Annotated in this window: 16 protein-coding genes; 12 read left to right on the top strand and 4 right to left on the bottom strand. The window is 52.0% G+C overall.

All coding sequences use genetic code 11. The features are described 5' to 3' along the window. The first annotated feature begins 496 nt into the window (after positions 1-496). The 9 genes from FS806_RS10835 (at position 497) to FS806_RS25720 (ending at position 11040) form a co-directional block, all read left to right on the top strand. Positions 497-1486 (top strand): AAA family ATPase, encoded by a 990-nt coding sequence (locus FS806_RS10835; protein WP_144935766.1) that lies wholly within the window; start codon positions 497-499, stop codon positions 1484-1486. Between the two features lie 54 nt (positions 1487-1540). Beyond that, positions 1541-2473 carry a DUF58 domain-containing protein gene (locus FS806_RS10840; protein ID WP_144935769.1) on the top strand — a complete coding sequence of 311 codons (933 nt, stop codon included), beginning with the start codon at positions 1541-1543 and terminating at the stop codon, positions 2471-2473. 120 nt (positions 2474-2593) lie between these two features. Continuing rightward, positions 2594-4537, top strand: a complete 1944-nt coding sequence (locus tag FS806_RS10845; protein ID WP_144935773.1) for a vWA domain-containing protein — start codon at positions 2594-2596, stop codon at positions 4535-4537. Beyond that, positions 4521-7457, top strand: a complete 2937-nt coding sequence (locus FS806_RS10850) for a VWA domain-containing protein (RefSeq protein WP_144935776.1) — start codon at positions 4521-4523, stop codon at positions 7455-7457. The genes FS806_RS10845 and FS806_RS10850 overlap by 17 nt, the downstream gene beginning before the upstream one ends. Before the next feature lie 146 nt (positions 7458-7603). Continuing rightward, on the top strand, positions 7604-8086 hold the full coding sequence (locus FS806_RS10855) for a hypothetical protein (protein WP_144935779.1): 483 nt from the start codon (positions 7604-7606) through the stop codon (positions 8084-8086). Positions 8087-8275: 189 nt separating this feature from the next. Further along, positions 8276-10114, top strand: coding sequence for a translational GTPase TypA (gene typA / locus FS806_RS10860; RefSeq protein WP_144935782.1), 1839 nt, complete (start codon positions 8276-8278; stop codon positions 10112-10114). A gap of 24 nt (positions 10115-10138) precedes the next feature. Continuing rightward, a complete protein-coding gene (locus tag FS806_RS10865; RefSeq protein WP_144935917.1) occupies positions 10139-10417 on the top strand; it encodes a YlaH-like family protein in 279 nt (92 codons plus the stop codon). Between the two features lie 97 nt (positions 10418-10514). Further along, entirely contained in the window at positions 10515-10820 is a 306-nt protein-coding gene (locus tag FS806_RS10870; protein WP_144935785.1) for a hypothetical protein, read from the top strand. 76 nt (positions 10821-10896) lie between these two features. Continuing rightward, positions 10897-11040 carry a hypothetical protein gene (locus tag FS806_RS25720; protein ID WP_186328316.1) on the top strand — a complete coding sequence of 48 codons (144 nt, stop codon included), beginning with the start codon at positions 10897-10899 and terminating at the stop codon, positions 11038-11040. A gap of 107 nt (positions 11041-11147) precedes the next feature. On the opposite strand, the gene FS806_RS10875 is transcribed toward FS806_RS25720, so the two are convergent. Beyond that, positions 11148-11678 carry a YhcN/YlaJ family sporulation lipoprotein gene (locus FS806_RS10875; protein WP_144935788.1) on the bottom strand — a complete coding sequence of 177 codons (531 nt, stop codon included), beginning with the start codon at positions 11676-11678 and terminating at the stop codon, positions 11148-11150. A gap of 105 nt (positions 11679-11783) precedes the next feature. Here FS806_RS10875 and FS806_RS10880 point away from each other — a divergent pair, with 105 nt between their 5' ends. Then, positions 11784-13115 (top strand): PhoH family protein, encoded by a 1332-nt coding sequence (locus tag FS806_RS10880; protein ID WP_144935791.1) that lies wholly within the window; start codon positions 11784-11786, stop codon positions 13113-13115. 233 nt (positions 13116-13348) lie between these two features. After that, positions 13349-14656 (top strand): sugar ABC transporter substrate-binding protein, encoded by a 1308-nt coding sequence (locus FS806_RS10885; protein WP_186328317.1) that lies wholly within the window; start codon positions 13349-13351, stop codon positions 14654-14656. A gap of 65 nt (positions 14657-14721) precedes the next feature. Here the strand turns inward: FS806_RS10885 and FS806_RS10890 are convergent, their stop codons facing one another. After that, positions 14722-15804 (bottom strand): coiled-coil domain-containing protein, encoded by a 1083-nt coding sequence (locus FS806_RS10890; protein WP_144935796.1) that lies wholly within the window; start codon positions 15802-15804, stop codon positions 14722-14724. A 117-nt stretch (positions 15805-15921) separates the two neighbouring features. Further along, positions 15922-16872 (bottom strand): hypothetical protein, encoded by a 951-nt coding sequence (locus tag FS806_RS10895; protein ID WP_144935799.1) that lies wholly within the window; start codon positions 16870-16872, stop codon positions 15922-15924. A 110-nt stretch (positions 16873-16982) separates the two neighbouring features. Between FS806_RS10895 and FS806_RS10900 the strand changes: the two genes are divergently transcribed. Next, positions 16983-18086, top strand: coding sequence for a class I SAM-dependent methyltransferase (locus FS806_RS10900; RefSeq protein ID WP_144935802.1), 1104 nt, complete (start codon positions 16983-16985; stop codon positions 18084-18086). Between the two features lie 175 nt (positions 18087-18261). Here FS806_RS10900 and FS806_RS10905 read toward each other — a convergent pair whose 3' ends face one another. Beyond that, on the bottom strand, positions 18262-18492 hold the full coding sequence (locus FS806_RS10905) for a DUF2626 domain-containing protein (protein ID WP_144935804.1): 231 nt from the start codon (positions 18490-18492) through the stop codon (positions 18262-18264). Positions 18493-18699: the final 207 nt, after the last annotated feature.

Consider the following 18699-nt stretch of genomic DNA (forward strand, 5'->3'; position numbering starts at 1 on the left):
GCGCTTATTTCATAGAATTATCCTACTTTCGCCTGCATTTCTTGGGAATAAGGTCATCTAGTTCCGTTAAAATGACCAAAAGGCCCTTTTGGAACGATTAAGGTCATCTGGTTCCGTTAAAACCAAACCGTGCAGGTTTCCATGATCATAATCGTACACTATTAATCGACAGCCTTCTTTTGTACAGGTAGATTCAAGCAAATGGGCGAAAATGATCAAACTACCTTGAAAATCCATCTATTTTCATCATCTGATGGTGCCGCGGCCAGTGGTATGGGGGGGTTAATTGGAATATTTCAGGCTGTTGGAAAATCGCTTCACGGAACTTGTCTGTTCATTTGTACAATATTTCATACAAAAAGCAGGGCCTTCGCTGCATATGTACAGCTGTTTATACGATATTTCTGTGCATGCTGGAGTTGTGGCAGGAAGACCATGAATGTTTTCATACAAAATACCAGGGGGAATTCATAATACGAGCAGAGGAGGATCTGTCATGATTGAAACGAAGCAGCAGCTGGAACAATGGATGGAAACGATCAACGCCATACGTGAGCAGGTGGCTGGCGTCATCGTCGGCCAACGGGATGTGGTCGAGCAAATGCTGTGGTGTATTTTTGCCGGAGGGCATGCGCTAGTGGAGGGGATTCCCGGCTTGGGGAAGACGATGCTCGTTCGTACGATCGCCGACGCGATCGACCTGTCCTTTTCCCGTATTCAGTTTACACCGGATTTGATGCCGGCGGACATTACAGGAACGAATATCATTCAATTCGGGTTAAAAGGTGAAACGTCCTATCAATTCCAGAAGGGCCCGGTCTTCGGCAATTTGGTGCTCGCCGACGAAATTAACAGGGCCACTCCCAAAACACAAAGCGCCCTCCTCGAGGCGATGCAGGAGAAGACCGTCACGGTCGGCTCCGAAACCTACCCGCTTCCCCGCCCCTTCTTCGTTCTTGCTACACAAAACCCGCTGGAAAACGAAGGCACCTACCCGCTTCCGGAAGCCCAGTTGGACCGTTTTATGCTGAAGATTCAGGTATCCTACCCCTCCAGAGAAGAGCTTAAGGAAATTGTCGCGAGAACCACATCGGCGGCGGAGCTGCGGGCTCATAAAGTAGCAGACGGCCCGAGGGTGACCGAGATCCAGAATGGCGTCAAGGAGCTGTTGGTGGCTGACGATGTGCTCGATTATGCGGTCCGCCTCATTATGCTGACCCACCCGCAGGAGGCGGAGGCTCCCGATGCCGTCAAAAAATACGTCAGATTCGGCTCGGGTCCGCGGGGAATCCAGTCTATTATTTCAGTGGCGAAGGTCAGGGCATTGTTTGCCGGTCGGCTGCATGTTTCCCGCAACGACATTGTTCAAGTGGCCATTCCGGCTCTTCGCCATCGGCTGTTTTTGAATTTTGAAGGCCAGGCGATGGGCAAGACGACCGATGAAATTCTGGAGGCCGTTATAGAGGAAGCGGAGCGGGGACAATGAGCGAAGGATTGATCGTGTCGTTACTCGGGACGGACAGGAAGCGGAGGGAAGAACATGAATGAGGCCGGGGCAGGGAACAGTGAAGGCACGAAGAACACAGCGGCCGGTTTGGTTTCCCAGGAGGTGCTTCTTCGGCTGGAGCGTTCCTCCTTATGGGCCAAAGATCGCATACGCGGGACGATGCAGGGCAAACGCCGTTCCAAGCAGATGGGCAGTTCGCTCGATTTTGCCGATTACCGGCTGTATACTCCCGGAGACGATATCCGGCAATTGGACTGGAATGCCTACTGGAGGACAGGCAAGCCTTTCATTAAGCTGTATATGGATGAACAGGAGCTGCAGGTCAGCTTGTATGTGGACGGCTCGGCCTCGATGAAATTCGGCGCTTCCTCCAGAGGAGTCAATAAGTATCTATTTGCGCGTCAACTGGCTGCCTGTATCGGATACACGGCTTTGTGCGGCTACGACCGGGTCGGAATCGGTGTATTCAGCGACCGCTTGTACGCCCGGCTGCCGATGATGCGCGGCAAAGCATCCGCTCAGCGAATATTTGATTTTCTGGCACGGACCGAATCCCGGGAAGCGGGGGATATTGCCGCTGCCTTAAGCCATCCTTCGTCGCTGCCTGTCCGGCCCGGAATGAGCTGGGTCTTCTCCGATTTCCTGTATGAATCCGGAGTGGAGCAGGCGCTTTCCTCTCTGCTGGCCGCCGGTCAGGAGATCGCTGTCGTTCAGGTATTATCGCCGGAGGAGGTAGACCCGGAGCTGTTCGGGGATCTTCGGCTGATCGACGTGGAGTCGGGAAGCGGCAAGGAAGTGGCCATATCCGGTAAAATTATTAAGGAATATAAAGCCGCGGTCCATCAATATACGGAAGCGCTGCGCAAATATTGCCTTGAACGGGGCATTGCCTACCAGCTTGCAATAACGGATTCGCCGCTGTCTGTAACGATTACGGAGTTCAGGCGCAGCGGTTTATTGAAATAATTTGTTCGCGGACAGGGGCTGCCCTTCTGCAAATCGCTGCAGGATCAGGCTCCCTTGGTTTTGATCTGCAGATGAGGAACGGTCCGTTGTAAATCGTATTGAAGCTCGAGGTGAGCCCTTATGTTCTTTGAATCGTTGGCCGGCTTGTGGTTTGCGTTGTCTTTGCCGGCCATCATCGTCATGTATTTGTTCAAAAGAAAATATATCGATACTCCTGTGTCCAGCCATCTGCTATGGAGCCGCGTCCTCAAGGATATCGAAGCGAATCGGCCGTGGCAAAAGCTGAGAAACCGACTGCTGATGCTCATCCAGCTATTGGCGGCGGCGCTTCTTGTGCTTGCATTGATGAAACCGTTCGTCTGGTCGGAACAGGAGGCCCGCGATCATGTCGTCCTCGTTGTCGACAACTCGGCCAGCATGCAGTCGCTCATCCGGAAGCCTTCGCAGGAAGGGGGTCCATATACCCGCTTGCAAGAGGCGAAGGACCGGATAAGGGAATGGGCGAAGCAAGAGGCTCGGGGAAGCCGGTTTACCGTCATTTCCGTTGGCGGCGTTCCTGAAGTGCGGCTTTCCTCGGACGACTCTTTCGCTGCTCTCGATCAAGCCCTTGCCGGAATTGACCCGTTCTATGGCACAGCCGCTTACGAAGAGGCGCTCTCGCTGGCTGCCGCCTTGACCCGTGAGGATCCCGAAGCGGAAATTCGCCTGGTAACCGACGGACAGTGGCCGGAATCGGCTGCGGCCGTTCGTCTGGACGTTCCGTGGACGGTGGATCAGCCAACCCGGTTGGATACGGACAATATTCAGGTTGTGCAATTCGGGGTCCGGGAGGACGGTACGGGGCAACGGACCGTTACTGCGGTGGCTACGGTTAAAAATTGGGGCGCACAGGAAGCCGTATTCGACGTATCCCTGTATGCCTCCGACAGGCTCGCGGAGACGAAGCAACTGCAGCTTGCCGCAGGGGAACAAAGAACCGTCTATTTCCAAGGGCTTCCCTCGGCGGATTACTATCGGTTGGATGCCGAAGCGGATGATGTGCTGCAAGAAGACAACACCGCTTACGCCTTCCTCTCCGGCGGCCGGCATTTAACCGCGGTTCTGGCCGGCGAAGGGAACCTGTTTTTGGAAAAGGCGCTTTCGCTGGCCGGTGTGGATTTGCTCAAGGTGCAGCGGAGCGGAGCGACGTTCGCCATTCCGGAGAGCCCGTTCGACTTCGTAGTCGTTGATGCGGTCGAGAACTCCGCTATTGCGGGGGCGGAATGGCAGGAACTGCTGGCCGACAAGCCGGTCTGGTATGTTCGTACCGGCCTGGAAGGAGCGGAAACCGCGGTCGGGGTTAACGATTATTCCGTGGCTGATCATCCGGTAACTCAATACATCTCTCTTCTCGATACGCATATTGCTTCCGCTCTGGCCGGGGAGCCGCCGGTATGGGCCAAGCCCATTATCACGGCCGGCCAGCTTCCTCTCGTCTATGCCGGGGAGGAGAATGGGCAGGAACGGCTGCTGTTTGCCTTCGACCTGCATGACTCCGATCTGCCGCTGCGTTCGGAATTTCCGATTCTGGTTCAGAATGCGGTAGAGTGGCTGGGCAAATCGCGGACGTCCAGCCTTGGTCTCGCCGCCGCTTCGGAGACGAGGGAGATTCCGGTCTCCCTGAAGGCGGCTCGCGCCCAATGGATAGCCGCGGACGGCGGGCAGGGATGGGACGCAGATATAGTGGATGGCCGGGTCTCCAGCCTGCAGACGGTTCCTCCTGTTCCGGGGCTGTACCGCTTCGTGGAATGGGATGAGAACGGAACGGAGCTGCAATCGAGATGGCTGGCGTCAGTGATGGATTCGCGCGAATCCAATCTGGCGATGCAGCCCGGGCTAACCTTCGGTTCCGGCAGCCAAGAGGAGGCCGGTCCGAAGGAGAGCGGGGCGGATGCCGGTGAATCTCCGGCTGTCCGGCAGGCGGAAGGAAAAGCACCGGTACCGGTCACCTCATGGCTGATCGTTCTGGTTATAATAGTTGTTTTATTGGAATGGGGGGTGTATCAGCGTGGGAATTCAGTTTAGCACCCCTTGGCTGCTGCTGCTCCTGCTTCCGGCCGTGTACTTGTTATACCGTTTCGGACGGGGAACCGTTCGGTTGAGCGGGAACAGGAAGCGACTTGCCATTGCCCTGAGAAGCGCCGTATTGCTGCTGCTCATCCTCGCTTTGGCCGGGATGCAGATCTATTCTGTTCTGGAGCGTAAAGCGGTCGTCTTCGTCCACGACCGTTCGGACAGCATGCCGGAATCCGCGGCTCCACTGCTCGACTGGATGAAACTGGCGGCTGATGCCAAAGGCACGGAGGATGCGGTAGGGGTTGTCGCCGCCGGGCTGGAACCTGCTGTGGAGCGCAAGCCCGATTCGCGGAATCTGGAGGGCTTCCAGTGGACAAGCCAGATCAATCGGCAATTCAGCAATCTGGAAGCGGGCTTGCGAGCGGCAGGCGGATTGCTGTCCGATGAGTATACATCGAGAATCGTTCTCGTCAGCGACGGGGAGGAGAACGCCGGCGATCTCCTGCGGCAAGCAAGGCTGCTTGGCGACAAAAACGTGCCGGTTGACGTCCTGTATGTTCCCAGGGAGAACGGACTGGATGTAGCGGTAGAGAGCATCAAAGTTCCGGAAAAGCTGTATCAGGCCGAGCAGTATACGCTGGAGGTCGTTCTGTCCAGTACGGAGGCCGTACAAGGTGAATTGCGCATCTATGAGGACAACCGGGAAATTTCGATCCAGCAGGTATCGCTGGAGCGGGGAGAGAACCGGTTCGCCCTGCAGAGTCTGGCCAAGGAACCCGGCTTTCACCGTTACCGGGCGGAAATCTATGTTCCCGGGGATACCCAAGCAGCGAACAATTCGGGGGCTGCCTTCAGCAGGGTGACGGGACCGCCGAAGGTGCTGATCGTTGAAGGCGAGCCCGGAACCTCCCAGAACTTGGCCTCGGTATTGGATTCGGGCCTTATCCCCTACGACATCCTCCCGCCGGAGATGCTATCCCGGGAGTTGGCCGGATACACTTCCTATGAGAGTATTCTGTTAAATAATGTTCCTGCCACCCGGATGTCCGAGCTTCAGATGAGCATGATAGAACAGGCGGTTCGTGACTACGGCGTAGGGCTGATCATGTTTGGCGGGGAGAACAGCTTCGGCTTGGGCGGTTATTTTCATACTCCGATCGAGAAAGCCCTGCCGGTTTATATGGATTTGCAAGGGAAGCGGGAGATCCCTTCCCTGGGACTTATTCTGGTGATTGATAAATCCGGCAGCATGTCCGGCGATAAAATAACATTGGCCCAGGAAGCGGCCACCCGAACGGTCGAGCTGCTTCGGGAGAAGGATACGCTCGGCATTCTGGCGTTCGATTCGAGCAACTGGTGGGTCTCCGAGCCGGATAAACTGACGGATAAAGAGAAGGTCATCGGGGAAATCAATTCGATCCCGGCCGATGGCGGAACGGAGATTTATCCTGCGTTGGAAGAGGCCTATGCCAAGCTTAAGCAGGTGGAAGCCCAGCGTAAGCATATCATCCTGCTTACCGACGGGCAATCGGCTACGAGTCAAAGCTACGAGCAGCTCACCGCCGGGATGACGGAAGACAATATTACATTATCCACCGTAGCGATCGGCGACGGGGCGGATACCCAGTTGTTAGAGCGGCTGGCCAACCTGGCCAAGGGAAGATACTACTTTACCAATGACCAGAGCACCGTCCCCGCAATATTCAGCCGCGAAGCGGTCATGGTTTCCCGCACGTATATTGTAGATCAACCCTTCGCACCGATCGTCGGGCAAGCGGCGGACTGGAGCAGTCTGTTCCGCAATGGAGTTCCGATGGTTCAGGCCTACATTGCCGCTACTCCCAAGGAGACGGCAGAAGTGGCCCTCATGAGTCCGGAACCCGATCCGCTGCTTGCCAGATGGCAGTATGGCTCCGGCAGGACGGTTGCCTGGACGAGCGATGTGACGGGCCGTTGGGCGAAGCATTGGATAGCCTGGGAAGGCTTCCCGGAAGCAATGAGTCAAATCATTAAATGGACGTTTCCGCAGTTTAACTCCTCTCCGCTCGAGATATCCACACAATTGAGAGGCAGTCAGCTTGCGTTGGATGTGAAAAGCCTCATGCCGGATTTTCAAGGAGAGCTTAAAGCGACGATAACTGACGAGGCTCTTGAGGCGCAGGAGGTGTCCCTTCATCCGGTTATACCGGGCCAATATACCGGGCAATTTCCGGTGACCCGGCCGGGGGCGTACTTGACTAAAATTGATGTCCTTCAATCGAAGGACGGAGAAGAAGATTCCGAAGTGATCGGAAGCATAACATCGGGCTTCGTCATTCCTTATTCGCCGGAGTACCGGATAACCGCTGGGGACGGCGAACAGAAGCTGCGCCGCCTGGCCGAGCTGACCGGAGGAAGAGTGCTCTCCGTGGATAGCCCGGAGCAGGTATTTGCCGTAGAGGCGGCAAGCAAGAAGCAGTATCGCGATTTGACCTGGCCGTTACTGGCGGCGGCGCTGCTGCTGTGGCTTGCGGATATCGCCGTACGCCGTCTGTCGATTCCGTGGAGTCGTTTGGTTGGCTCCCTGGTGTTCTGGAGAGGAAGCGGCACAGGAAACACAGATCCGTCCGAATCGTCGGAAGGATCGGAGCTATTCCGCCGATTGCAGCAATCGAAGAATAAGGGCGCCGACTCCGGGAAGGAAAGGGCGGACGGCGCTGCAGCTTCCGGAGGAATGATTCGCTCCGCATTAGCTGAAGAGAAGCCGGTACCGGAGCAGCGATCGATCCCGGGGAACACTTTCGGGCATGGAACGAAGGACTCCGGAGAACCCCCGGGTCTTGCGGATTCCGGGAGGGATTCTGCGGCAGCCCGTAAGGAAGAAGCCAAGCACTCGAAGGATGACACCATGAACCGGCTGCTTGCCGCCAAAAAACGCAGAAAATTATAAATGAGTCAGAAAAAAGAATAAAGTCGGAGAAAAAGGCGGTTTCTGGAAAAATATCGCGAGTATTGGCGTGATGACTGGAAATTTTACTCTATTTCCGCTACACTGTTTGTAAGACTTGTCGCATTCTGTCAAGCGGGAGGAAGGCCATGCAAAGAAACAATTTTTCCATCGGTGTATTGTTAATAGGAATTGCCGTTGTTCTGATTTTGGGCAAACTGGGCGTTTTCAGCTTCCTGGGTTACATCTTCTGGCCGTTGATCGTACTTGCGGTCGGCCTCGGGCTGCACTTTCTGTTCTTCAGCAAAGTTTTGCCTTCCGGGGTGCTGGTTCCCGGCGGAATGCTGGTCACCTATTCGGTATTGTTTTTCCTGTGTAATTTGTTCGGCTGGCACTGGATGAAATATTTATGGCCATTCTTTATTTTCGGTGTCGCCGTCGGACTGTACGAGCTGTATCTGTTTGACCGCAACAGTCCGAGGCAGCTGTGGTTGGTTTCCATTGTGCTGGCAGTTATATCGGCTGTGTTCTTTGCGTTAATGTTTATCTTTACCGGGGGTATCTATGTTGTAGCGGCTATTTTGCTTGCAGCGGGATTGTTCATGGTGCTGCGCAGACCCAAGACCTGGTAACCGTTACCGGCATACAGCTCAGCCTTGATTTTTGCAGGGCATAAGCGTATAATAGGTATGATAATGAGGCGTCGGCGCTTAAAGGTCCGACGCTTCTTTCGTGGACGGGACGAACAACGGATTCATCCGGAACAAGCTCGGTGAATTTTTGCTTTCGTTACTCTATTCGTCAGAGAGGACAGACATTTTATGCACGCAAGAGATAAAATTAAGAACATAGCGATTATTGCACACGTAGACCACGGCAAAACAACATTAGTGGACCAATTGCTGAGGCAGTCCGGCACGTTCCGCGAGAACGAAGCGCTGCAGGAACGCGCTATGGATTCCAATGATCTGGAGCGGGAGCGGGGCATTACTATTCTTGCTAAGAATACATCCATCCATTACAAAGATTATCTAATTAATATTGTTGACACTCCGGGCCACGCCGATTTCGGCGGAGAGGTAGAGCGGATTATGAAGATGGTAGACGGAGTGCTTCTGGTTGTCGATTCGTTCGAGGGCTGTATGCCGCAGACCAAATTCGTACTTCGCAAAGCATTGGAGCATCAGCTTCAGCCGATTGTTGTCGTCAACAAAATCGATCGTCCGAACGCACGGCCGACCGAGGTGATCGACGAGGTTCTGGAGCTGTTCATTGAGCTGGAAGCGAATGACGAACAACTGGATTTCCCCGTTGTCTATGCTTCCGGGCTGCAGGGCAAATCGAGCCTGGACCCCGATGTTCAAGGCGACACGATGGAAGCTCTTTACGAAGCTATCGTCCGGCATATCCCATCGCCTACAGAAAGCGTAGAGAAGCCTCTTCAGTTCCAGGTTACATTGATGGACTATAATGAATATCTGGGCCGTATCGCCATCGGCCGCGTGAACCGGGGACAGATCCGGCAAGGCCAGCCGGTGGCGGTTATAACCCGCGAAGGCGGAACCAAGCACGCAAGGGTGGAGAAGCTGTTCGGGTTCCAGGGATTGAAGCGGATTGAAGTCCCGGAAGCGGGAGCCGGGGATATTGTAGCCATTGCCGGGATTAAAGATATCAACATCGGCGAGACGATCGCAGACCCGGCCAACCCGGAGGCGCTGCCCGTTCTGAAAATAGACGAGCCTACCTTGCAGATGACTTTCCTGGTCAACAACAGCCCGTTTGCCGGAAGAGAAGGGAAATGGGTCACCTCCCGTAAGCTTCGCGAACGACTGGACAAGGAACTGGAGACGGATGTCAGCCTGCGGGTGGAAGAAACCGACAGCCCGGATGCGTTCATCGTTTCCGGAAGGGGAGAGCTGCACCTGGGCATTCTGATCGAAAATATGCGCCGGGAAGGCTTCGAGATTCAGGTATCCAAGCCCGAAGTCATTATTAAAACGATCGACGGCCAGAAGATGGAGCCGATTGAGCGGCTCATTATCGATATCCCCGAGGAAAGCATGGGGGCGGTCATGGAAAGTCTCGGCACGCGCAAAGCAGAAATGGTGAATATGACAAATAACGGCGGGCAGGTCCGGTTGGAATTTCTTATTCCGGCACGCGGTCTGATCGGATACCGTACCCATTTTCTTACACTGACCCGCGGATATGGGATTATGAATCACGCCTTTGACAGCTATGGCCCCTACCAAGGAAGCGGGGTCGGCGGAAGACATCAGGGCGTTCTCGTGTCGAGCGAAACCGGTGTAGCGACCTTGTATGGGATTCTATCTATTGAGGACCGTGGAACTCTCTTCCTTGAACCCGGAGCAGAGGTCTACGAAGGAATGATCGTAGGTGAGCATAACCGGGATAATGACATTATAGTCAACATCTGTAAGGAAAAGCAGTTGACCAACGTTCGTTCCGCAACGAAGGAAGATACGGTCAAAATGAAAACGCCGCGGTTATACAGTCTGGAACAGGCTCTGGAGTATTTGAACGATGATGAATATTGCGAAATCACTCCTAAATCGATCCGGCTGCGCAAGAAAATACTAAACAAAAGTGAGAGGGAGCGGGCAGAAAAGCATCGCAAATTGTCCGAAGCCAACAGTTAAGGAGGTCGATCGGCCGTGGGAGGGCTGAACGAATGGTTTTTTAACCATCCGTGGATAACTTATTTCATTATTTATGTTGCTCTTGCCTATGTTTATAATAAAGTGTTCAAGGTGCAGAAGAGGCTTCCGATTCTGAAGGAGATTCTCATTTATATTATTTTGGCCATCGGTTCGTTCATTCTCCTGCTGTTTCAGCTCGATCTGCAGCTCCCGATCATTCCCAGCCTCGCTGTCGCGGTCGGACTTATGTTTATCGTCCGAATCCGCTACTGGATAACGGATCGGCAGAAGAAACAGGAATAAGGCAGGATTAAGCTTTCCGCCGGTATCAATTGTTGAAGAAAGCAAGCTTGCGGCAGTGCCTAGGCAACATTTATCTGATTCGAAAGGGCTGACGTTAATGAATTTGCGGGATGCGCTTTTCAATTGGCTGCAGATCAAAATTGTATCGGACGCCCGTCCGGAAGACGGTGCGGCTAGGAACAGTCTGGAGTTTTTCGAGAAGATCTTAACGGAAGACCATCATTTGACCCGGGTTGAAATGTCGTTGCTGAATGACCATACTTATCGGATACAATATACCGTTAACGGAGTGCAAGAGGAGCAGTTGGCGGAACGGGAAATTGCCGAGCAGCTGCTGGAAGATATTCAATCCAACCCTCAGTATGGCCGGCCCGAGACGTCCCGGCGCTGCGATTCTCCATAGTTGTCAGGTAGTACTTCTTCGTATGCATATGCTATAATAAGAATATGACATTATCGGAGGTAGGGAGGGCGAGTATATGGCTGATGCCATAACCGCTTTGCCGGAGACACAGTATGAGCAGTTTCGGAAGGACAAATTCGTGCTGCCCGAAAATTATGTTCCAAGAGCTGCAGATAAATCGAACGGACAAGATGCAGAAAGCCTAGCTGTGAGTATATAGCTAGGCTTTCTTGCATTTATACTGCCTGGGGTAGTGGAGCCGCTTGAAAAGGGTTGTATAAATCTCCTCATTCCTCCATATATTGCTTTACTAAATAATTTGAGTCTCTACTGTTGATTTTTCTGTTGAGGAGGAGGACTATCGGCCGGAGTTATATCTTGCGGCACCTGCGGCATAATTCTCCCGATAATATCGCCAAGCTCTTCAGCGAAACCGGCCATCGGGCGGCCTTTCTGGATATCTTCGCGCATTTCCCGGATTCGTTGTCCCATATCGAGATCTGCCGTAACCAGTGCATTCACACCGTACTTGTCCTTTCTCAACGCTTCGGCGGCCGAATATTTGATGGAGTCGACACGCGCGCGGTCCAGATCTGGCTTAACGTTAATTCCGACGATCGCCGTATTTCCCATAACGACGCATGTGGCATCCTCGACTTGTGGAATAGATTTAACGATGGTTTCCAGATGAGTAGCTATCGCATCATTGTTCATTGGCTGTTGGTCCGGGTTCGTTTGTTGGCTTTGAACCTGGTTGCCGGATGGTGCTCCTCCTCCCGAAGACGCCCCCGGTTGGCCGGCAGTCTGACAGCCCGACAGCATAACGATAACTAATGCAATAACCAAAAGCATTCTCATGACATGATCGTCCTTTCTTCTAAAATCAAGCTACCGATAGTTTGTCCTTACAGTTTTTTTCTTATGTATTCCGCTCGATTAACCGATAACGTGGAGGGATTCCTTATGAAAAAAATTTATGTACTGGACACCAATGTGCTGTTACAGGATCCTAACGCCGTATTTGCCTTCCAGGATAATGAAGTGATCATTCCCGCAACCGTGTTGGAAGAAATTGACTCTAAGAAGAGGCTTGCGGATGAGATCGGTCGGAATGCCCGCTACGTATCCCGTTTGCTCGATGGATTCCGAAGCCAGGGCAGACTTCACGATGGGGTCACATTGGAGAACGGTGGAAGCTTGAAGGTAGAATTGAACCATCGAAGCTTCCTCAAGATGCAGGATGTCTTTGGAGAAATGACGAACGATAACCGGATTCTCGCCGTGGCCATGAATTATTGGACGGAAGAGCAAAGCAAGCCCAATCCCAGACCGGTTATCCTTGTCAGCAAAGATTCGCTTGTCCGAATCAAGGCGGATGTTCTCGGGTTAATGGCGGAAGATTATTTATCGGATCGGGTAGTCAGCTTATCGGAAATGTATACCGGATGGGTCACCCTGAAGGTTCACCCGTCTATAATCGATGAGTTTTATTCTTTCAGAAAGTTAAATTTAAGCAGTTTGCCGGCATCCTTGACTCTGCTTCCTAATGAATTTGTTATCCTCAAGGATGAGATGGGCACGGCGAAATCGGCCCTTCTGAAGGTGAGTGCGGACGGCAGAAGGCTGGAGTCGCTGCATTTGAGCAATGACCCGGTATGGGGAATTACGGCCCGCAATGCCCAGCAGAGAATGGCTCTGGAATTGCTGCTGAATGACGATATCCCGCTAGTTACATTAACCGGTAGAGCGGGGACGGGGAAGACTCTTCTGACTTTGGCGGCGGGACTGCTTAAAACAGAAGACGAGAACCAATATAAGAAGCTGTTAATTGCCAGACCGGTCGTCCCGATGGGGAAAGACATCGGTTATTTGCCGGGAGAGAAGGAAGAGAAGCTCCGTCCGTGGATGCAGCCGATCTACGATAATCTGGAATACCTGTTCGATACGAAGAAAACGGGAGACATTGATAAAATACTGGCCGGGATGGGCAGCATTCAAGTAGAAGCTCTGACGTATATCCGCGGCCGTTCCATTCCGGGACAATTCATCATTATCGATGAAGCGCAAAATTTATCACGCCATGAAGTGAAGACTATTGTCTCCCGCGTCGGGGAGGGCAGCAAAATCGTACTGCTGGGTGATCCGGAGCAAATCGATCATCCGTATCTCGATTCTTCCAGCAACGGGCTCACTTATGTTGTCGAAAGGTTTAAACAGGAGGCTATAAGCGGACATATTACTTTGCAAAGAGGGGAAAGATCGCGGTTGGCGCAGCTGGCGGCCGATCTGTTATAGGCGGCTGTCGCGGCTTTTCAACTTGGCGTTATAGCATAGGGCCGGATCTTAAGGAAAGCTCCTTAGGTCCGGTTCCTTTTTCTATTCCCCCAAAAATAGGAGGAATCGCGACGTTTTTTTTGCTATGATAGAAAAATAAAGAAATACAACACTGGAATGGATTCTCCGCAATGGGTATGGAGGCACCCGCGCTGCTAGCCTCGTATGAAACAGGAGTAAGGAGAGTTTTGGATGTGACTAGGAAAAAGAGCTTGATCGTACTGTTTATTATTCTTGGATTATCAATACTGCTTATTTCGAGAGTTATGGGCCCGGGCGGAAGTCCCAAGGCCGGATCGGTCTCGGGCAAAGACCTGTTTGCCAAAAATGCGGACGGGCTCTCCGACAGCGAGGAACAGATTATACATTTCGCCGTTTCTCTGAAACCGGAAGAGTATGCAGCATTGGAAAAATGGGTGGGCGACTATTCGGCACACGGAGTGAAGGTGGAATTGACCAACCTGCCCCTGGAGGAAGCTTACGACGTATTGAAGCAGGCCTCCCAATTGGGAGAAGCACCGGACATCATGCTTCTGAATAACGCTTGGGTCAACGAGTTTGCTGCTCTAGGTTATCTGAAGCCTGTTGACGAGCTGTTGGACAGCGACCCGCAAGCCCAGAGATTGTCCGCCGTCATGAATCAGGTGAAGTGGAACGGCTATATCTGGGGAATTCCGAAGGATGTAGATCCTTATATTCTTGCCTGGAACAAGCAGAAGGCTGAAGAAATACAAGCGGAAGAACCGCCCCAAACTGCGGAGGAACTGTTGCAATGGAACTCCCAATTTATGAATCCCGACGAGAAAAAATACGGGGTTTATTATCATCCGGGAGATCCCTATGCGCTTCTTTCGTTGCTGTCCGCTCTCGGGGTACCGTCCATAGACGGAGTCAACCCGCTGGCCAAGCTGGACGATCCGGAGACATTGAAGGCGCTGGAAACCTTCTTTAACCCCCGGAATGCAAGCTGGGATGCGAATCTGCTGCAGATGAATTTCCCGCTCCCGTCCAAAGATTGGGATCCGTGGAAGCAGTTGACCGAAGGGAATCTTGCGGCCATGATTACAACGGTATCGGATTTCAAGCGGAATGAGAATGATCAAATAGCTTTAAGCGCTTTGCCGATGGTGGCGGAGGGAGAGAGACAGACGGGAACATGGCTGAAGGGAAGAAGCTACGCCGTTTCATCCCGGCCCGGGAACGAGGCTGCCGTTAATGATTTGCTGAGGGAGCTGACTTCTCTCAACACGGAAATGAAGCTGTGGGGGGAAGCTAAGGTGCTCCCGGCTCATGTAGCGGCTTATTCCACTCCGGAATTAAGGAATGATCCGTCATACCGCTCCTATACCTGGTTGCTGGAGCAGGGTAATCTGCTGCCGGTACAAATCGACTCCGCCAAGCGGCTCAATGCCCTGGCTGCCGAAATGGGAATGATGTACCGGGGAGAGCAGCCCTTGAGCGAGTTCGCGGCCAAGGCGGCAGCCCTGTGGAAGGACGAGTAACCGCTCTGGGAATAGGCCGTTTGTTCCAAACGGCAGCTGCGAAATATATAAACAAAAAGCTGAAGCTAATTAAGCTTCAGCTTTAATTTTAGGGTGAACATTCCCTTGTCTGTCGTCACTTCCGAGGCGTGAATGAAGGGAACGAACGTTTCCGGGGAAAAGCCGAGAGGAAATTCTTCCTCCAATGCCCGGTTGGTGGTGTCCGGAAGCACAAACCCGTTAAAGGTTAATTGTTCAACCCGGAATTGCAGCCTGTTCTTAGGCTTGTTCTCGATGATATATCGTCCCTGGATGGAAACCTCGACATCATCTTCCTTGCCATCCGCTGTAAATAAGCCGTCTTCGAATGAGAAATCGATGTTTTCGAACAAAGGGTTTTTCTCCCGGAAATAATCGATCAGCTCCTGATCGCTGATTTGAAAAGTAAGTCCGTTTAAATATTTATTAGTTCCGCCATTATTAAACAAATCCGAGATGTCGTTCATTTCGTCAGCGATTGCCTGAAAATAGGTTCGGAACACCGGCAAGCCTTTTTCCTGCCAGGCGGTAGTCAGGTCAACCATTTGCTGAAACACCTCCGCTGCTTCCTCGGAAGCTGCCAATTGGTCGTCCACTTCCTGCTGTAAGGCCAGCACACGCTCTCTTTGCCGGATGAATTCCTCTTTGACCCGCTTGAGCTCGATTTCGTCTTCCTTCAATTGATCGCGGGTTCGTTTCAACTGCTGGTAGGAATCGCTGTATGCATTTAACTTTCGTTTATCGTTCTCCAGAATCATATTTAAATATTGATAGATGGAAATGGCGTCGGAGAACGAATCGGCGTTAAACATGAGCATCCATAGATTGTCGCGTTCCCCCATATAGTAGGCTCTTAATATTTTTCCGGCATGCTCGCGGGTCCGAACGAGACGTTCCTGTTCCGCCCCGATTTCCTTCTCCGTCTCGGTAATCCGCTTGGCGATTTCCGCTTCGCGCCCGGTCAGTCTGGCAATTTCCCGGTCGATTTCATATATGGTCAAGCTTTTCTGCAGCAATTGCTTGATTTCATCGAGTGAAGGCTCGGACTCCGCGAGCAGGAAAGGGGGGCCGGACAAACAGAGAATGAGACAGATGCCTACCAGCAGGGAATTGCGAATAAGCTTGGCCATGACATTCCCCTTCATTTTACTTGTACTCTCTCTATTTTATAAAAATAGATGTTAAATGATGCCAAAAAACTTCCCGCCGCAGAAAGTTTAAGAGCCGCGGCGGGATGCCTCCGTTCCTTATTTGGAGCTGTTCATCATTAATTTCAGAACCTCAGTTAACGGTCTGGTCTTCTCCGGAATTTCTTTCGTGAAGACCGGGGCTTCGTTAATCCGGTCGTAAGCTTGCCTTACATGGATAAGACGTACCGGATCTTCCTGTCCCATTCCTAATTCCGTATGGATCGTCAGCTCCCGGATAAATCCGTCATTGTCCACGGCTACGGAGAGCTTGCCCAATCCCAATTTAATTTCACCCGCCGCTTGTTTCCAAACGGCCGCCTGTTCCTCGGCTAGCAAGCCGTTTTCCTTCAAATCATCAATGATTAAAGGCCATTGTTCCTTTAAGGCTTCGGTCATCGCTTGAGAATTGTCCTCTGTTATGTTCACTTCAATTACGGTGTGCCCATTTGCATTCGGTTGATCCGCCTTGGCGAACCATTTTTCGTCAAGGGCTGCAAACAAGCGGGTAGACAACTGGGACGCTATATTCATAACGTTATGCAGCCGTTCCGGTGATAGCTTGCCGGTTCCTCCCGACATTTCGGACAATGCGTCCAAATCGAGGGAAAAGTATTCATCCTTGGGGTTGATCAATGGTATATTAACATAAATATGATTCTCGTTAAGAATCAGCGGAAGGGTCATCACGGCAGACGAATCAGCCGACGCAAGCTCCAGCTCCGATTCCAGACGAAGAGGATTAACAGAGGCAATGCCCGACCAGCTCCATTTTCCATTAGTCACTAATTGGGCGAGAGATTGCGAGACGGGACTGCTCTGACCGCTGTCTTCCGGCTCTCCCCACTTTATTCTTGCTTCTCCGGCGAAGGAATAGCTGTTGATTTCCTTCTGTTTTTCCAAGGCGCTGATTACTTGTTCTTTCCACTTCGCATTAGATGCTCCGCATCCGCTGAGCACCAACAGCAAGGATAACAATGCCGCGAACGGAATCCATTTGGTTAATCGCAAATAAGGTCTCTCCTTTGTCTAAAATCTTTTACCATTATACCGTTTATATTTAAACTTGTCTTTACGAATCATGGGAAGCAAGCACTTTTGGGAAGGGGACATATTGAAACATGCAGCAAGGAAAAAAGCCATTAATCGACTGGATTCGCCGCCGCCTGGAGGCCAGTCCGGAGAAAGCGGCAACGTTCCGGGATTTCATGGAGTGGTGCCTCTATCAGCCTGATTACGGTTACTATATGAGTGAGAAGAGTAAAGTGGGCAGAGACGGAGATTATTATACAAGCGCTGCTATAGGCGGAGTAATGGGCATCATGGTCGCCCGGTTGATGCTCAAGCTGTCCGAATCGTGGAGAGGCGGGCGGATAGTCTGGGTGGAATGGGGAGGAGGGACCGGACAGTTGGCCAAACAGATATTGGACGAGGTCCGTTCCTCGGACCCCGAAATATATGAGCGGCTGACCTATTTTGTGATTGAAAAAAGCCCGTTTCATCTGCAGCGCCAACGGGAAACGCTGCTTGACCACCAGCAGGCGGTATGTTTTATAGACGAGGAATTATGGGAGAAAGAGGGCAGCCGGCGGACGGTCATTTTTTCCAATGAGCTGCTGGATGCCTTTCCGGTTCATCGTGTCCAATGGTCCGAGGGCAGGCTGAAGGAGCAACGGGTTTACTGGAACGAAGAGGAGGGCCGTTTTGCGAGCCGTTGGACGCCTGCGGAAGATAAGAGGCTTGAGCGCTATTTGGAACGGAACCAAATCACTTTAACGGAAGGACAGACGGCGGAAATTAACTTGTCGGCAGAGGAATGGATCGGCCGCCAGGCCGCCCGGTTGGAGGAAGGGAGTCTGGTGACGGTGGATTACGGGGATGTGGCGGAAGAGCTTTATTCCCAACACCGGATGAACGGCACCCTGATGTGCTACCGGGATCACCTCGCGGGGGATTACCCTCTGGAACATATCGGGGAGCAGGATATGACCTCGCATGTCGATTTCTCGGCCTGCATCCGTGCCGGTCAGGAATCGGGGATCCGGGAGTGGAGTCTGATGACGCAGAAGCAGTTTCTGGTCGAGCAGGGAATTTTCAGCCTGCTTCAGAATCATTCCGGCAGTGATCCGTTCAGTCCGGAAGCGAGACGTAACCGGGCCGTTCGCCAGCTTCTGATAAGCGATGGGATGAGCGAGCTGTTTAAAGTGCTGGTGCAAACCAAATAACTAAACGAATAGATAAGGGGACTTTGCGGCGTATTTTGTCTGCTTAGTCATTGGATTGGCGACTTATTCTACTTCGGTCAAAGCTCCAAGAAATGGCTTCGGAAAATCATTAATACATATGAAAAAAAGGCGGCCGATAACGGTCGCCTTCTGTGGTTTAATGTCAATATTCGCTTTACAGCTCCATCCGGAAGAAGGACCAATACGTAAAGCCGGTAAAAGAGATGAGCATGTACCCCCAAAACATAAGTATGTAGGTACGCTCGGAAAGATTCATGTAGCCCAATAATACGAATAATGCGGTTTGGAAAAAGAAAATCAAAGCCATCGGTACCATGTCGCCGGCCAAAGCCATTAGTCCGATTGCGAGTGTCCAAAAGCCAAGAACGCGATACATGCGTGCCATCCTGACATCCTCCTCTCTAATGCAACGTTCATTATCACTCACTTCATTATACAGTTCAACATTCCGGGTGTAAACGGTAAACGGTGACGAATTCGTAAACTTTTGTGACGAGCTATTACGCGAATAGTTTATCCTTTTCTTTCGAAAAACATGTATGGACGTCAAAAAAAATGGAAATAGCTTTAGTATCAAATAGATTCTATGAAC

This window comes from Paenibacillus sp. 32O-W, assembly GCF_007679495.1.
Lineage (GTDB): Bacteria > Bacillota > Bacilli > Paenibacillales > NBRC-103111 > Paenibacillus_L > Paenibacillus_L residui.

What these genes read in the sequence shown, in the direction of transcription:
- FS806_RS10835 (WP_144935766.1), top strand. Translation starts at nt 497, where the DNA reads ATGATTGAAACGAAGCAGCAGCTGGAACAATGGATGGAAACGATCAAC.
- FS806_RS10840 (WP_144935769.1), top strand. Translation starts at nt 1,541, where the DNA reads ATGAATGAGGCCGGGGCAGGGAACAGTGAAGGCACGAAGAACACAGCG.
- FS806_RS10845 (WP_144935773.1), top strand. Translation starts at nt 2,594, where the DNA reads ATGTTCTTTGAATCGTTGGCCGGCTTGTGGTTTGCGTTGTCTTTGCCG.
- FS806_RS10855 (WP_144935779.1), top strand. Translation starts at nt 7,604, where the DNA reads ATGCAAAGAAACAATTTTTCCATCGGTGTATTGTTAATAGGAATTGCC.
- typA (WP_144935782.1), top strand. Translation starts at nt 8,276, where the DNA reads ATGCACGCAAGAGATAAAATTAAGAACATAGCGATTATTGCACACGTA.
- FS806_RS10870 (WP_144935785.1), top strand. Translation starts at nt 10,515, where the DNA reads ATGAATTTGCGGGATGCGCTTTTCAATTGGCTGCAGATCAAAATTGTA.
- FS806_RS25720 (WP_186328316.1), top strand. Translation starts at nt 10,897, where the DNA reads ATGGCTGATGCCATAACCGCTTTGCCGGAGACACAGTATGAGCAGTTT.
- FS806_RS10875 (WP_144935788.1), bottom strand. Translation starts at nt 11,678, where the DNA reads ATGAGAATGCTTTTGGTTATTGCATTAGTTATCGTTATGCTGTCGGGC.
- FS806_RS10880 (WP_144935791.1), top strand. Translation starts at nt 11,784, where the DNA reads ATGAAAAAAATTTATGTACTGGACACCAATGTGCTGTTACAGGATCCT.
- FS806_RS10890 (WP_144935796.1), bottom strand. Translation starts at nt 15,804, where the DNA reads ATGGCCAAGCTTATTCGCAATTCCCTGCTGGTAGGCATCTGTCTCATT.
- FS806_RS10900 (WP_144935802.1), top strand. Translation starts at nt 16,983, where the DNA reads ATGCAGCAAGGAAAAAAGCCATTAATCGACTGGATTCGCCGCCGCCTG.
- FS806_RS10905 (WP_144935804.1), bottom strand. Translation starts at nt 18,492, where the DNA reads ATGGCACGCATGTATCGCGTTCTTGGCTTTTGGACACTCGCAATCGGA.